This window comes from Streptomyces bambusae (assembly GCF_020532645.1).
Classification (GTDB): Bacteria; Actinomycetota; Actinomycetes; order Streptomycetales; family Streptomycetaceae; genus Streptomyces; species Streptomyces bambusae.
In genome coordinates this window covers 19,395-32,805 of sequence record NZ_JAJAUZ010000019.1, presented here as the reverse complement: position 1 = coordinate 32,805, position 13,411 = coordinate 19,395, and the positions used below count along the sequence as shown (strand labels likewise).

Genomic DNA, 13,411 nt, shown 5'->3' with positions numbered 1-13,411 from the left:
CGGGGTCCGGCGGGGGGCCGGACGGGGTTCAGTCGTCGTCGGGGCGGTCGGCCTTGTCGACGCCGTCCCAGACGTTGGAGTACCAGGGGCGGTCGCCGGCGCCTTCCCCGGCGCGGCGGCGCGCCTCCTCGGCGGCCTCCGGGTCGATCACGGTGTAGCCGACCTCGCCCGGCCGCACGTAGTGCAGGTGCCGGCGCGCCTGCTGTTCCACGTAGGCCGGGTCCTGCCAGCGGGCCTTCTCGTCGCGCAGCTCCTCCAAGCGCTGGCGCGCCTCGTCGGCGGTGCGCTGCTGCTCCGAGATGTCCGAGCGCTGGGAGACGTACTGGCGCATCGGGTAGGCGAGGGCGACCACGAGGGTGCACAGGACCAGGGCGAGCAGTGCGGCCCGGCCGGTGAGCCGGCTGCGCCGGACCTGGCGGCGGGTCTGCGAGCGGTAGACATGGGCGGCGGTCCGCTCTCCGAGCTGCCTGAGCCTGGTCGCGGTGGAGAACCGGTCCCGGTTCCCGGCCATCTGTCCGCCTCCCCTCTGCCTGCACGCGCGTACGTCCCCGCACACGGTACGGGACCGGGAGCGAGGACGTACGGAGGCTAGACCAGCGAGCGCCGATCAGCCCTTGAAGCGCGGGAAGGCGCTGCGGCCGGCGTAGACCGCGGCGTCGTCGAGGATCTCCTCGATGCGCAGGAGCTGGTTGTACTTGGCGACGCGGTCCGAGCGGGCCGGGGCGCCGGTCTTGATCTGGCCGCAGTTCACGGCGACGGCGAGGTCGGCGATGGTGACGTCCTCGGTCTCGCCGGAGCGGTGCGACATCATGCACTTGAAGCCGTTGCGCTGGGCGAGCTCGACGGCGTCGAGGGTCTCGGTCAGCGAACCGATCTGGTTCACCTTCACGAGCAGGGCGTTCGCGGAGCCCTCCTCGATGCCGCGGGCGAGGCGCTCGGGGTTGGTGACGAAGAGGTCGTCGCCGACGATCTGGACGCGGGCGCCCAGCTTGTCGGTGATGACCTTCCAGCCGGCCCAGTCGTCCTCGAACAGCGGGTCCTCGATGGAGACCAGCGGGTAGGCGTCGACGAGGCCCTCGTAGTACTCGGTCATCTCGGCGGCCGAGCGGGACTGGCCCTCGAACTCGTACTTGCCGTCCTTGTAGAACTCGGACGCGGCGACGTCGAGCGCGAGCGCGATGTCCTTGCCCGGGACGTAGCCGGCCTGCTTGATGGCCTCGACGATGAGGTCGAGCGCGGCGCGGTTCGACTCCAGGTTCGGGGCGAAGCCGCCCTCGTCGCCCAGGCCGGTGGAGAGGCCCTTGGAGTGCAGGACCTTCTTGAGGGTGTGGTAGACCTCGGCACCCCAGCGCAGGGCCTCGGAGAAGGACTCGGCGCCGATCGGCGCGATCATGAACTCCTGGATGTCCACGTTGGAGTCGGCGTGCGACCCACCGTTGAGGATGTTCATCATCGGAACGGGCAGCAGGTGCGCGTTCGGGCCGCCGAGGTAGCGGAACAGCGGCAGGTCCGAGGCCTCGGACGCGGCGTGCGCCACGGCCAGGGAGACGCCCAGGATGGCGTTGGCGCCGAGGGAGCCCTTGTTGTCGGTGGCGTCCAGGTCGAACATCGCCTGATCGATCAGGCGCTGCTCGGTGGCGTCGTAGCCGACGAGCTCCGGGCCGATCTGCTCGATGACGGCGAGGACGGCCTTCTCGACACCCTTGCCCATGTAGCGGTTGGGGTCGCCGTCACGGAGCTCGATGGCCTCGAAGGCACCGGTGGAGGCGCCGGACGGAACGGCAGCACGGCCGGTGCTGCCGTCGTCGAGGCCCACCTCGACCTCGACCGTGGGGTTGCCTCGGGAGTCCAGGATTTCCCGGGCTACGACGACGTCGATGGACGGCACGAGCATCTCCTTCTGGGATGTGACGCTGGGTGTGCGGTGGCCGAGGCCTTGCGGTGGCCTTGCCGCCTAGAGCCTAACCGGCTCCGGGCACTCGGCCGGCCGACCGCCCGGGTCCTGGGACGAAAAAGGGCCCGAATACCCTTTATCCGGGACATACATCCCCGGATTGGGGGCCGCGTACGGCACCGCCCGGCGCGTGTGGAGCGTCGCGCCGGGCGGTGCCGGGGGTACGGGTGCCGGGTCCGGGCACCGGGTGCGGGTGCCGGTCCGGCGGGGCCTCAGGAGAGGTGCAGCTTCTGGCCCGGGTAGATCAGGTCGGCGTCGCCGACGATGTCCTTGTTGAGCTCGAAGAGCTTCTCCCAGCCGCCCTTGACGCCCTGGGCGGTCGCGATGGTGCCGAGGGTGTCGCCGGCCTTCACCTCGTACGAGCCGTCGCCCTTCTGGAAGCCCTGGGGGGCGGCGGGGCGCGCGGAGCGGGTGGTGGGCGCGGACTCCTCGCGGGTCTGCGCGGGCTTGCTGCTCTTGGTCTTCGAGGTCTCCGAGGAACCGGAGGCCTTCGTGGAGCCGGAGCTGGACGGCGTGGTGTCGCCGGAGCCGGAGGAGGCGCGGGACAGACCGACGCCGCAGGACGGCCAGGCGCCCTTGCCCTGGCCGGCGAGGACCTTCTCGCCGATGGCGATCTGCTGGGCCTTGGTGGCCTGGTGGGCGTTCGGGGCGTACGCGGTGCCACCGAAGGCGGCCCACGTGGAGGGGGCGAACTGCAGGCCGCCGTAGTAGCCGTTGCCGGTGTTGATGGACCAGTTGCCGCCGGACTCGCACTGGGCGACGGCGTCCCACTCGGAGGTGGTGGCGGCGCTGGCGGTGCCGGCGGCCATCAGCGGGGCGGCGACGGCTGCGCCGGTCACACCGGCGAGGGTGATGACGCGGGTGGCCTTCGACGGGCGGCGGTGCCTGCCCTTGCCGGAAAGCAGCATGGAACTTCTCCTCACCGACGCCTGCGAGGTGAGCTGTCGGGTTCGGGCTGATGAGCTGCCCGGCCGCGCGTCGAGCGCGCGGCTTCACCCCAAGCCGTCCCGTGACCGTCTCTCAACGGCGGGGCGCGGCACGAACCTTGGGTCCCCCGCTCCTGCCTTCGGCGCTTGCGCGACGACTGTTCCCTCCGGACCGCCGGCAGGATTCGGCGATGCGGTCGAAGGGGCCCGCGGTGGCGAGCGGTTCAGACCGTAGGCAGAGGTCTCCCCGATGTTCAAGGTCGGACATCGGGGAGAAACCGCCCGTAACGACCCCTCAGGCCCGCGCGTTTGCGCAGGTGAGGGTGCGTATTACGGAATCATCACGGCGGGGTGGGCGAGTTGGGCGGAAGAGACGCATGTCTCACTTGATCCAATACGGACATTCAACCCGTAACAGGGCATCAAGCCTGCACCTTGTCGCACCCCTTCGCCCGGAGTGTCCCTATTTCTGGCGGAGGTCGAGGCTCTGGCCGGGCTGGATCAGGTCCGCGTCCTCGCCGATGAGGTTCTCGTTCGCCTTGTAGAGCGCGCCCCAGCCGCCCTTCACGCCCTTGGCGTCCGCAATCTCGGAGAGGCTGTCGCCGGGCTGCACGGTGTACGAGGGGACCGGGGCGGGGATCGCCGCCGGGTCGCTGAGGTCGGGTGCACCGCCGGTGCCGCCGGCCGCTCCGGTGGCCTCCTCGGCCGCCGCACCGCGGTGACGGCCGTTGCCCTCGCCCAGGTTGGGCGTCGGCCCGTTGGGGGTCTCCGGGGTGGCCGCCGGGGTGTCACCGGGGGTGGCCGGGGTGCCGGGCGTGGTGGGCGTGCCGGGCGTCGTCGGCGTGCCGGGTGTGGCCGGGGTGGTCGGCGTACCCGGGGTGGCCGGAGTGGTCGGCGTGCCGGGCGTGGCCGGAGTGGTGGGAGTGCCCGGAGTGCCCGGGGTGGCCGGAGTGGTCGGCGTGGTGGGCTTGGCCGGCTTGGCGTGCTTGGGCTTGGCGGGCTCCGGGCGCTCGTCGGGGCGGACCGGGGCCGGCGAGACCGGGCGGGGCGAGGCGGCGGAGCCGGGGTCGACGTCGGCGGCCGGGCCCTTGGCGCTGAGGCCGGCGGGGGCCGCGCACAGCGGCCAGGCGCCGGGGCCCTCGCGGTCGAGGATCCGCTCGGCGACGGCTATCTGCTGGGAACGGCTGGCCAGGTCGGGGCGGGAGGCGAACTCCAGGCCGCCGCCGTCCTTCCACATCTGCTGGGTGAGCTGGAGGCCGCCGTAGGCCGCGTTGCCGAAGTCGGCGCTCCAGGTGCCGCCGCTCTCGCATTCGGCGACCTTGTCCCAGGTGGCGGTGTCCGCGGCGGACGCGTTGGTGGCGGCGAGCAGCGGCAACGCCAGTGCGGAGCCGGTGACTCCGGCCGTGACGACGATGGCGGGTGCCTGACGGGGGCGTCTGTGGCGGCCGTTCCCGGAACGCATGGCTGTGGACCTTTCGCGTGACAGCAAAGGGGCGACGGCGAACCTAACCGGCATCGAACGTTTGTCACAAGTCGATGCAGCGCAGATCACGCGAAGGTCACACTCTTGATGATCCGTCAGGAACGGCCCAGGAATACATGAATCCGGTTCAGCTTCGAGCCGGTTCCGGATTCAGCTCCCGGCCGGCGTGAAGGCGACCGGCAGAGTGCGCAGTCCGCGCATGATGAGGCCGCCGCGCCAACGGAGTTCGGCCGGGTCGGCGTCAAGTCGCAGGTCCGGCAGGCGAGTCAGCAGGGTGGCGAGTGCCGTCTGCCCCTCCAGCCGGGCCAGCGGCGCACCGAGGCAGTAGTGGATTCCGTGGCCGTAGCCGAGGTGCTGGTTGTCGGTGCGCGAGAGGTCGAGGGTGTCGGGTTCGGCGAACCGCGCCGGATCCCGGTCCGCAGCCGCGAGCACGACCAGGACGGGATCGCCGGCCGCGATGTCCTGCCCGCCGAGGGACAGCGGCCGGGTGGCGAACCGCCAGGTGGCCAGCTCGACGGGGCCGTCGTAGCGGAGCAGCTCCTCCACCCCGGTGGCGAGCAGGTCCGTCTCGCCGGCGGCCAGGGAGGCCTGGAGGCGGGTGCGCTGGTCCGGGTTCATGAAGAGGGAGTGCAGACCGTTGCCGATCAGGTTGACCGTGGTCTCGAAGCCGGCGAACAGGAGGATGAAGGCCATCGCGGCGGCCTCGTTCTCCGTCAGGTGCTCGCCGTGGTCGGATGCCCGGATCAGTCCCGAGATGAGGTCGTCGCCCAGATCGTCCCGCTTCCGGTGGATCAGCTCGACGAGATAGTTCCGCATCTGCTTCACCGACCGGGCCACCCCGCCGCGCGGCCCCCCGCCGTGCCGGATCATCATCCCGGCCCAGTCGCGGAAGTCGTCCTGGTCCTCCCGGGGTACGCCGAGCATCTCGCAGATGGCGTAGATGGGGAGCGGGAAGGCGAACTCGTGGATGAGGTCCGCGGTGCCCCGGGCGGCGAAGCCGTCGATGAGGTGGTCGGTCAGCTCCTGCACCCGCGGGGTGAACTCCGCGACCCGGCGGGGAGTGAACGCCTTCGAGACCAGCCGGCGCAGCCGGGTGTGGTCCGGCGGGTCGATGTTGAGCAGGTGCGTCATCAGCTCGGCCTTGCGCTCGCCCGGGATCCCGGTCTTCCCCTTGGCGTGCGCGGGCTCCGCGTGATGGGCCGGGTTCTTGCTGAGCCGCTGGTCGGCAAGGGCCTGGCGGGCGTCGGCGTACCGGGTGACGAGCCAGGCCTCGACGCCGCTCGGCAGCTTGGTGCGGTGGACCGGGGCGTGCTCGCGCAGCCACGCGTACGCGGGGTAGGGGTCGGTCGCGAACTCCCAGTCGAACAGGGTCGGGGCCGGGGGCGTGGCGGGGCTGGCTGCTGCGGTCTCTTCGTGCACCACCCGACGGTATATCCCGCCGCGCATGCCGTGCTCATCCCATATGACGGGTTCGCGACGGCTGTCCGCAGATCGGACTGACCTTGACCTGAGCCGATACGACGTTCCTACTTTCGGTTCTGTGGATGTGAGGATCTTGAAAAGCAGCTTCGCGGTGGTGGAGAGACGGGCCGAGCACGCGGTCAAGTTCTTCTACTCGCACCTCTTCTGGCACAACCCGGGGGTCCGGGAGATGTTCCCGGCGTCCTTCGAGGAGATGGAGCGCCAGCGCGACCGGCTGTTCGCCGCGCTCACCCACGTGATCGCCCACCTCGGTGACGAGGCCGTCGGCCCGTACCTGCGCGAGCTGGGGCGCGACCACCGCAAGTTCCTGGCCGGCCCGGAGCACTACGCGGCCGTCGGCACCAGCCTGCTCGCCGCCCTCGCCGAATGCGCGGGCCCGGCCTGGACGCCGGCGGTGGAGAAGACCTGGACCGAGGCGTACGCGCTGATCGCGGACGCCATGATGGCCGGCGCGGCCCGCAGTACGGACCCTCCCTGGTGGGACGCGGAGGTCGTGCAGCACCTCCGGTACGGCGAGGACATCGCGGTGCTGACCCTGCGCCCGCACCAGCCGCTGCCCCACCTGCCCGGCCAGTACGTGAGCGTGAGCAGCGAGCGGGTCCCGCGGACCTGGCGCACCTACTCCCTCGGCAACGCACCCCGTCCCGACCACACCCTCGACCTGCACGTCAGCCGGATCGAGCGGGGCCTGCTCAGCACCGCGCTGGTCCGCGACACCCTGCCCGGCGAGGTGCTGCGGCTGGGCACGGCCGGCGGTGCGATGACGCTGCGGCGGGACGGCCGGCCGATGACCTTCGTGGCGGCGGGCACCGGCTGGTCGCCGGTCCGGGCCATGCTGGAGGAGCTGGTCCGCCGCCCGCCCGGGCACGACGTACGGCTGTTCCTCGCGGCCCGGGACGCCGCCCACCTCTACGACCGGCCGCTGATCGACGCCTGGCAGGAGCGGCACCCGTGGCTGGCCGTCAGCTATCTGACGCCGGCGCCCGGGCAGCACCGCAGCCAGGCCACCGGCCGGCTGCTGACCGCGCTGGGCAACCGGGGCCGCTGGCCCGACCAGGACGTCTACCTCAGCGGACCGCCGGCGTTCGTCGAGGAGACCGCCGCCCTCCTCGACGAGCTGGGCGCGGACCCGGACCGGGTCTTCCACGACGTCCTGCCCGCGGTCGGCTCCGGGCGCTCCCGGCCGCTGGGGTTCGGTGAGTGGTTCCTGGAGCGGCCGTCCCCGCACTGGCACAACCCGTCGGCCCGCGCGCCGCGCACGCCCCGCTCCGGCGTCTGACCCGCCGAGGGGCCCGCGCCCCGGCCGCGCATGCCCGCCCGCCCGCGCTCAGTCCGCCAGGCCCTCGGCAGCGCGGATCGCGTCCCGGTAGGCCCGGGCCGCCGCCCGCAGGGCCGTCTCCGGGTCGGTCCCCTCCGCCTCCGCGCGCGCCGCCAGGGCCAGCAGCTCGTACCCGATGCCCTCGCCGGCCGGCAGGTCCACCGCCACCTTGCCGCTGCGCACCCGGCCCGCGAGCTTCGCCGCGAGCGCCAGGCCCGGCTGGCCCAGCGGGATGCCGTCGGTCACCGAGGCGCGCTGCTTCTCCACGGCCTTGGTGCGCATCCAGTGGGCCTTGACCTCCTCCGGCGTGGTGGCGGTCGCGTCGCCGAACACGTGCGGGTGCCGGTGGATCAGCTTCGCCACGATGGTCCCGGCCACGTCGTCGACCGAGAACGGCTCGTCGGCGTCCTCCTCGGCGATGCGGGCGTGGAAGACGACCTGGAGCAGCACGTCGCCGAGTTCCTCGCGCAGCTCGTCGCGGTCGCCGTCCTCGATGGCCTCGACGAGTTCGTACGCCTCCTCGATGCCGTACTTCGCCAGGCCCTCGTGGGTCTGCTGCGAGGACCACGGGCACTCGCGCCGGATCCGGTCCATGACCTGCACCAGGTCGAGGAGCCGGGCGCCGGGCAGGTCGTACGAGCCGGGCAGCAGTTCCAGGTCCGGCATGCTGTGGCGGCCCGAGCCGGCCATCCGGGCCAGGCCGTCGGTGAGCCGCCGGTCGCCCTCGCCGTCGGGGACGACCACGACGGTGCGGCCGCCGGCGCAGGCCTCCACCAGCTCCTGCGCGTCCGGGCTCGCCTGCTCGACGACGACCCCGGCCTCCCGCAGGTACGGCAGCTGCGGGTGGCCTGGGTCGGCGCACAGCACCAGGTCGGCGCTGCGCAGGGTCTGCCAGGCCGGCCAGGACAGCAGGCCGGGGGCGACCCGGTGGCTCGCGGTCAGCAGGACGATGCGGCCGGTGGCGGGGCCGGAGGTCGGGTCGGAAGGCACGGAAGCAGTCACTCTGTGAACCTACCTCCGTGCCGGTGCCCGCCGGCGCCGCGGGGTCAGCCCGCCGCAGGGGCCTCCGCCACGGGCTTGGTGACCTGGCGGATCCACGAGGTGGTGGCCGCGCCGACGGTGAGCTGGGCGGGGTCCCAGGCGCCGTAGCGCGGGTTGACCTTGACGCCGAGTTCCTTGGCGGCGGCCGCGGCCGGGCCGGCGATCTTGCCCTCGCCGTACTTCTGGGTCAGCTTGGCGAGGATCAGCTGGTCGCGGATGGCCCGGTCGATCTGGCCGGGGGCGAGCCCGCCCTTCTGGAGGGCGAGGGCCTCGAACTGGGCCGTGCCGCCGGACTGCTGGATCCGCTCCTTGCGGGCGTCCTCCAGGTCCTTGGTGGTGATGGTGATCCCGGCGTTCTCGGCGGTCCGGTCCAGCACCCGGCTCTGGATCATGGAGTTGAGCTTGTACTTCTCCAGGCCCGAGGTGTCGGCGATCAGCTGGGCGGCGTCGGGCGACCTGTTCTGCGCGTCGCGCACGTCCCGCATCTCGGCCTGCAGGGCGGAGATGGTGATGCGTTCGCCGCCGACGACGGCGGCCGTGCCGGGGCGGGCGTCGCCCGAGCACGCGGCGAGCAGGGGGGCCGCCGCGAGCAGGGCGGCGGAGACGGAGAGCGCTGTGCGACGGTGCAAAGGAGCCTCCCGGCAGAAGGATTGTGCTTTGGTGCACAAGGCCTTGCGGTGATCGATGTTAAGCAGTCGGTGTGGCCCGGGCCACCGCTTCGACCAACGATTCCTGCGCGCATCAGGGTGCGCCGCCCGATCGGCCGCCCGCCTGCCGGTCGGGGCTCCGTCCCGGACCCCGCTCCTCAAACGCCGGAGGGGATGGAATTCCTCCTCGCCCGGCACGGACCGGAGGGCTGGAACGGCCCACGGCATCCAGCCCGTCCGGCGATTGAGCCCCGGGGTCAGCCGGGGACCTGGCCCAGCCAGTGGAGGGTGCGGCGGATCTCGCCGGGGAAGGGGTGGTGGGGGCCGTGGTGGCGCTCGGCGTCGAAGAGGAGGCGGGCCAGCGTCTCGTGGGCGGCGGGGCGGTCGCCGAGCGCCAGAAGCAGCTGGCCGATCCGGCGGCGCACCTCCAGCGGAAGCTCGCGGTCGTCGTTGGCGTACTGGTTCTCGAAGTACGGCAGCAGGGCCCGGTATTCGGCAAGCGCCGCGGCAGGCTCCCCGAGCTGCTCCAGGCACTGGGCGGCCTCGTACCGGAACCGGAGGGACTGCGGGTCGCCGGGCCCGGACGCGGCGGCGTGCTCGTCGGCCAGGCGCCGCAGCTCCGGCAGGGCGCGCCGGTACTGGCCGTCGTCCATGAGGGTGGCCGCGTACTGCTTGCGCAGGGAGCGGACCACCGGGGACTTCTCGCCGTGCTGGGCGGCGGCGGCCGGCAGGATCCCGCCGAGGATGTCCACGGCCTGGGTGAGCCGCCCCTCGTCGAGGAGCTGCTTGACCTGGTCGACGGCGGCGGCGACGTCGGTGCGGCCGGGGACCGTTGGCGGGGTGCCGGGGAGCGGCGGAATCCCGGCGGCCGCGGTGCGGTCGGGCCAGGGGGCGTGCGGCCGGACGAAGGGCCGGGTGGGGTCGAGGGGGCGGCTGCCGGGACCGGCGGCGGCCTGCCCGGGCAGCAGCGGGACCAGGGCCTCGTAGACCTCCTGGGCTGAGCCCGGCCGGTGCTGGGGGTCCTTGGAGAGCAGCCGGAGCACCAGGGCCTCCAGCTGGTGCGGCACCTCGGGGCGCAGCTGGCGGACCGGCAGCGGGGGTTCGTACAGGTGGCGGTGGAGGACGCCGAGGGCCGTGGAGCCGGCGAAGGGCACGCTGCCGCTGAGGAGTTCGTGCAGGAGGACGCCGAGGGCGTAGAGGTCGGTGTACGGGCCGACGGCGCCGCCCATGGCCTGCTCGGGCGCCATGTAGGCGGGGCTGCCGATGGGCGAGCCGGTGTGGGTGAGGCGGGTGGTGTCGGTGTCCATGACGGAGGCGACGCCGAGGTCGAGGACGACGACGGAGCCGTCGGGGCGGACCATGACGTTGCGCGGCTTGAGGTCGCGGTGGACGATCGGCACGGCGTGCACGGCGGCGAGCACCCCGCACAGCTGGGCGGCGACGGAGACCGCCCAGGGCCACGGGTAGGGGTCGTGCTCGGCGATGTGGTCGGCGAGGTCGGAGCCTTCGACGTACTGCATGACGAGGTAGAGGTCGGCCTCGTCGCTGCCGGCGTCGTGGACGGTGACCAGGCCGGGGTGGTCGACCTGGGCGGTGACGCGGCACTCGCGGACGAACCGGCGGCGCATCTCGGCGGAGGCGGTGTCACCGCCCCCGGTGACCTTGTCGGGGCGCAGCAGTTTGACGGCGACCCGGCGGTCGAGGCGCTGGTCGTACGCCGTCCAGACCTGGCCCATGCCGCCCTGGCCGAGGAGGGTGGCGAGCTGGTAGCGGTCCGCGATGACGCGTCCGCTCACCGGTCGCGCTCCTCGCGGCGCAGCAGCTCGCTGAGCTCGTCGAGTTCGGCGCGGACCTGGCCGATGCGCTGCGGCGGGGCGGGCTGCTGCGGGGCGGGCGGCTGCGGCGGGACGGGGGTGTGGTGCGGGGGCTGCTGCTGCGGCAGCGGCGGGTGGCCGGTGGTCTGCGGGCCGGCGGGCGGGTATCCGTATCCGGCGGGGGGCATGCCGGGCTGCGGGAGTCCGGCGGGCGGTACGGCGGCGCGGGGCGGGACGCCTTCGAAGTGCCGGAGTTCGGCGTAGATGTAGTAGCAGAGGACGCCGACGACGTTGACGAGCAGCCAGCCCAGGATGGAGAGCGCCGCGCTGTCGCTCATCTCGACGTTCTCGTCGGTGGGTGTGACCGCGCCGGCGAAGACGAGCAGGCCGATGTTGCTGACGACCGCCAGCACGAGGAGCGCCCAGTGGCCGGGGCGCTTGGTGAGGACCGCGAGCCGCAGGAACGCGACCCAGCCGAGGAATCCGCAGCTCAGCAGGGTCAGTGCGGCGAACAGGGCGCGGAGTGCGGCCAGTGTGCCGTCGGCGGGGCGCCCCTGCTGCGGGGGTGCATGGCCTGGCCCGTGCATTGCTGCTCCTGTCGGGTGCGTCGAGTCCGGGGACTGCGGGGTGAACGCGAGGGTCTGAGCGTATACACCGATGCCGACACGGGTTCAGGGTTGTGCACAACCGTTGCCGGGTCGGTCATCCGGCTGTGACCGTACCGTCCGTCAGGCCGTCGTAGAGACCCTGGACCAGCTGGTCGCCGAGGCGGCCGGCGAGGCGGAGGGCGTCCTCGAAGGCGGCGAGGGCGCGGAACCGTTCGCCGTAGCGCTGCTGGTCGGCCAGGGGCAGCCGGGGCAGCTGGAGCCTTCGGACGTCGAGCCGGCTGGCGGTGGAGGCGTAGCTGCTGGCCTGGCGGTTGTTGGCGGTGCCGCGCAGGAAGCCGGCGAGGAACCAGGGGTCGATGGCGGCCGGGTCGGGGCGCAGCAGCTGGAGGCCGCGGGCGAGGACCTCGCCGGCGGCGGCCTCGTCGACGACGCGGGCCATGGCGGTGGCGCCGGTGAGGGGGACGACGACGTCGCCGGCGCGGGTGTGCACGGGTTCGGCGGCGGAACCGGCGGTGGCGAGGACGAGGGCGCCGGCGCGGGCGAGTTCGCCGAGGGTGGTGGCGGTGCGGCGGACCGGGTCGGTCTCGCCGGGGGCGGCCGGGACGGCGGCGGGCGGGGCGAGCCGGGCGGCGAGGTCGAGGGTGCGGTCGAGGCGGTCGCGGACCTCGGCGAGTTCGGCGAGTCCGGTGGCGGCGGGCGGGGGCAGGTGGCGGGCGGGTGTGAGGTCGACGTCGTCGTCGAGGAGGTCGATGACGGGGACGGCGCGGCTGGTGCCGGGGTCTTCGGCGGCGGTGCCGGTCCGGTCGAAGGCGGTCCAGGCGGCGAGGACGGTCTCGTGGAGGGTGGTCCAGGAGGTCTTGTCGCGGCCGTCGGCGCCGAGTCCGGCGGTGTCGACGAGGAGGAGTTCGGGGGCGGCGGGCGCGGCGGGGGCGGGCCGGCGCAGCACCCACAGGTGCAGCGGGATGCCGTACGGGGGTGCGGCTCCGGCGGGCAGGGCGATGACGGCGCGCAGGGCGCCGCGGCGCAGCAGGTCGGCGCGGATGCGGCGGCCGGAGCGGCGGGCGGCGGCGGCCGGGGGCATGAGGAGGACGGCGGTGCCGCCGTCGCGGAGCCGGGCCAGGGCGTGCTGTACCCAGGCGAGTTCGGATTCGGTGCGGGCGGGGAGGCCGTACTCCCAGCGGGGGTCGTAGGCGAGTTCGTCGTGGCCCCAGTTGCGTTCGTTGAACGGGGGGTGGCAGAGGACGGCGTCGGCGGTGAGGGCGGGGAAGGCGTCGGCGCGCAGGCTGTCGCCGCAGGCGGTGCGGACGGCGGCGTCGCCGTGCAGGGCGAGGCGCAGGGCGGTGAGGGCGGCGAGTTCGGGGCTGCTGTCCTGGCCGTGGAGGGCGGGGGCGGGGCCGGGCGGGGCGGCGGCGCGCAGCAGGGTGCCGGTGCCGCAGGCCGGGTCGAGGACGGTGCGGGCCGGGCCGGCGAGGGCGGCCATGAGGGCGGCGGGGCCGGCGGGGGTGAGGGTGTACTGGCGGGGGTTGGCGTCGAGGTGGCGGCCGAGGAGGAACTCGAAGGCCTGGCGGGCGCCGAGTTCGGCGGCGAGTTCGGCGGCGGCGCGCAGCAGCGGGGCGTCGGCGGCGGTGGTGGCGTCGGCGGCCGGCGGGTGGGCGGGGCCGAAGCGGGCGGTGAGCACCTGGCCGAGGACGGCGGGCAGCCGGCCGGCGAGGGCGTCGTCGGAGAGCGGGGCCAGCTCCAGCCAGTCGGTGGGGCGGTCGCGGACGACGAGCAGGGCGGTGCCGGCGTGCACGAGGGCGGCGACGGCGCCGGCGGGGTGGGCGGTGAGCTGCTGCCAGACGCGTTCGCGGAGCGGGACCTCGGCGAGTTTGCCCTGGGTACGGAGCCAGCGCTCGATCTCGGGCAGGGCGAAGGAGGGGCTGGTCTCGGTACCGCCGACGGGTTTGGGGAAGTCGGCGTGCCGGCGCCGCCAGTTGCTGACGGCGGCGCGGCCGACGCCCGCGAGCCGGGCGATCTCGGCGGCGGTCACCTCGGCGCTGTGCGGTCCGGCGGTGTGCTCCGGCACTGGCTGGCTCCCCTGGTCAGTGGTCACCCGTTCGTTGTGCCGCCGATAGTACTCGTTCACACGGGAGGGACAG

Annotated in this window: 11 protein-coding genes and 1 riboswitch; of the genes, 1 reads left to right on the top strand and 10 read right to left on the bottom strand. The window is 73.7% G+C overall.

Going from position 1 to position 13,411, the window contains the following annotated elements:
* Positions 1-28 precede the first annotated feature (28 nt).
* The 5 genes from LG634_RS15680 to LG634_RS15660 all read right to left on the bottom strand — a co-directional run bounded on the left by LG634_RS15680 (position 29) and on the right by LG634_RS15660 (position 5,782).
* Positions 29-511: an FtsB family cell division protein gene (locus LG634_RS15680; RefSeq protein ID WP_226734418.1), complete on the bottom strand. Its 483-nt coding sequence runs from the start codon at positions 509-511 to the stop codon at positions 29-31.
* A gap of 96 nt (positions 512-607) precedes the next feature.
* Positions 608-1,894, bottom strand: a complete 1,287-nt coding sequence (eno, locus tag LG634_RS15675) for a phosphopyruvate hydratase (protein ID WP_226734417.1) — start codon at positions 1,892-1,894, stop codon at positions 608-610.
* A 272-nt stretch (positions 1,895-2,166) separates the two neighbouring features.
* Positions 2,167-2,862, bottom strand: a complete 696-nt coding sequence (locus LG634_RS15670) for a LysM peptidoglycan-binding domain-containing protein (protein ID WP_226734416.1) — start codon at positions 2,860-2,862, stop codon at positions 2,167-2,169.
* Between the two features lie 3 nt (positions 2,863-2,865).
* Positions 2,866-3,036: riboswitch (cyclic di-AMP (ydaO/yuaA leader) on the bottom strand.
* A 307-nt stretch (positions 3,037-3,343) separates the two neighbouring features.
* Entirely contained in the window at positions 3,344-4,342 is a 999-nt protein-coding gene (locus LG634_RS15665) for a LysM peptidoglycan-binding domain-containing protein (RefSeq protein ID WP_226734415.1), read from the bottom strand.
* Between the two features lie 171 nt (positions 4,343-4,513).
* Positions 4,514-5,782, bottom strand: coding sequence for a cytochrome P450 family protein (locus LG634_RS15660; protein ID WP_226734414.1), 1,269 nt, complete (start codon positions 5,780-5,782; stop codon positions 4,514-4,516).
* Positions 5,783-5,936: 154 nt separating this feature from the next.
* Between LG634_RS15660 and LG634_RS15655 the strand changes: the two genes are divergently transcribed.
* On the top strand, positions 5,937-7,124 hold the full coding sequence (locus tag LG634_RS15655; RefSeq protein ID WP_308072505.1) for a globin domain-containing protein: 1,188 nt from the start codon (positions 5,937-5,939) through the stop codon (positions 7,122-7,124).
* Positions 7,125-7,172: 48 nt separating this feature from the next.
* On the opposite strand, the gene LG634_RS15650 is transcribed toward LG634_RS15655, so the two are convergent.
* The 5 genes from LG634_RS15650 to LG634_RS15630 all read right to left on the bottom strand — a co-directional run bounded on the left by LG634_RS15650 (position 7,173) and on the right by LG634_RS15630 (position 13,302).
* A complete protein-coding gene (locus LG634_RS15650; protein WP_226734412.1) occupies positions 7,173-8,165 on the bottom strand; it encodes a nucleoside triphosphate pyrophosphohydrolase in 993 nt (330 codons plus the stop codon).
* 44 nt (positions 8,166-8,209) lie between these two features.
* Complete coding sequence (locus LG634_RS15645; protein ID WP_226734411.1) at positions 8,210-8,833, bottom strand: SurA N-terminal domain-containing protein; 624 nt, start codon at positions 8,831-8,833, stop codon at positions 8,210-8,212.
* A 275-nt stretch (positions 8,834-9,108) separates the two neighbouring features.
* Positions 9,109-10,647: a serine/threonine-protein kinase gene (locus LG634_RS15640; RefSeq protein ID WP_226734410.1), complete on the bottom strand. Its 1,539-nt coding sequence runs from the start codon at positions 10,645-10,647 to the stop codon at positions 9,109-9,111.
* Positions 10,644-11,252 (bottom strand): hypothetical protein, encoded by a 609-nt coding sequence (locus LG634_RS15635; protein ID WP_226734409.1) that lies wholly within the window; start codon positions 11,250-11,252, stop codon positions 10,644-10,646. The genes LG634_RS15640 and LG634_RS15635 overlap by 4 nt, the downstream gene beginning before the upstream one ends.
* Before the next feature lie 115 nt (positions 11,253-11,367).
* On the bottom strand, positions 11,368-13,302 hold the full coding sequence (locus tag LG634_RS15630; protein WP_226734484.1) for an N-6 DNA methylase: 1,935 nt from the start codon (positions 13,300-13,302) through the stop codon (positions 11,368-11,370).
* Between the last annotated feature and the right edge of the window lie 109 nt (positions 13,303-13,411).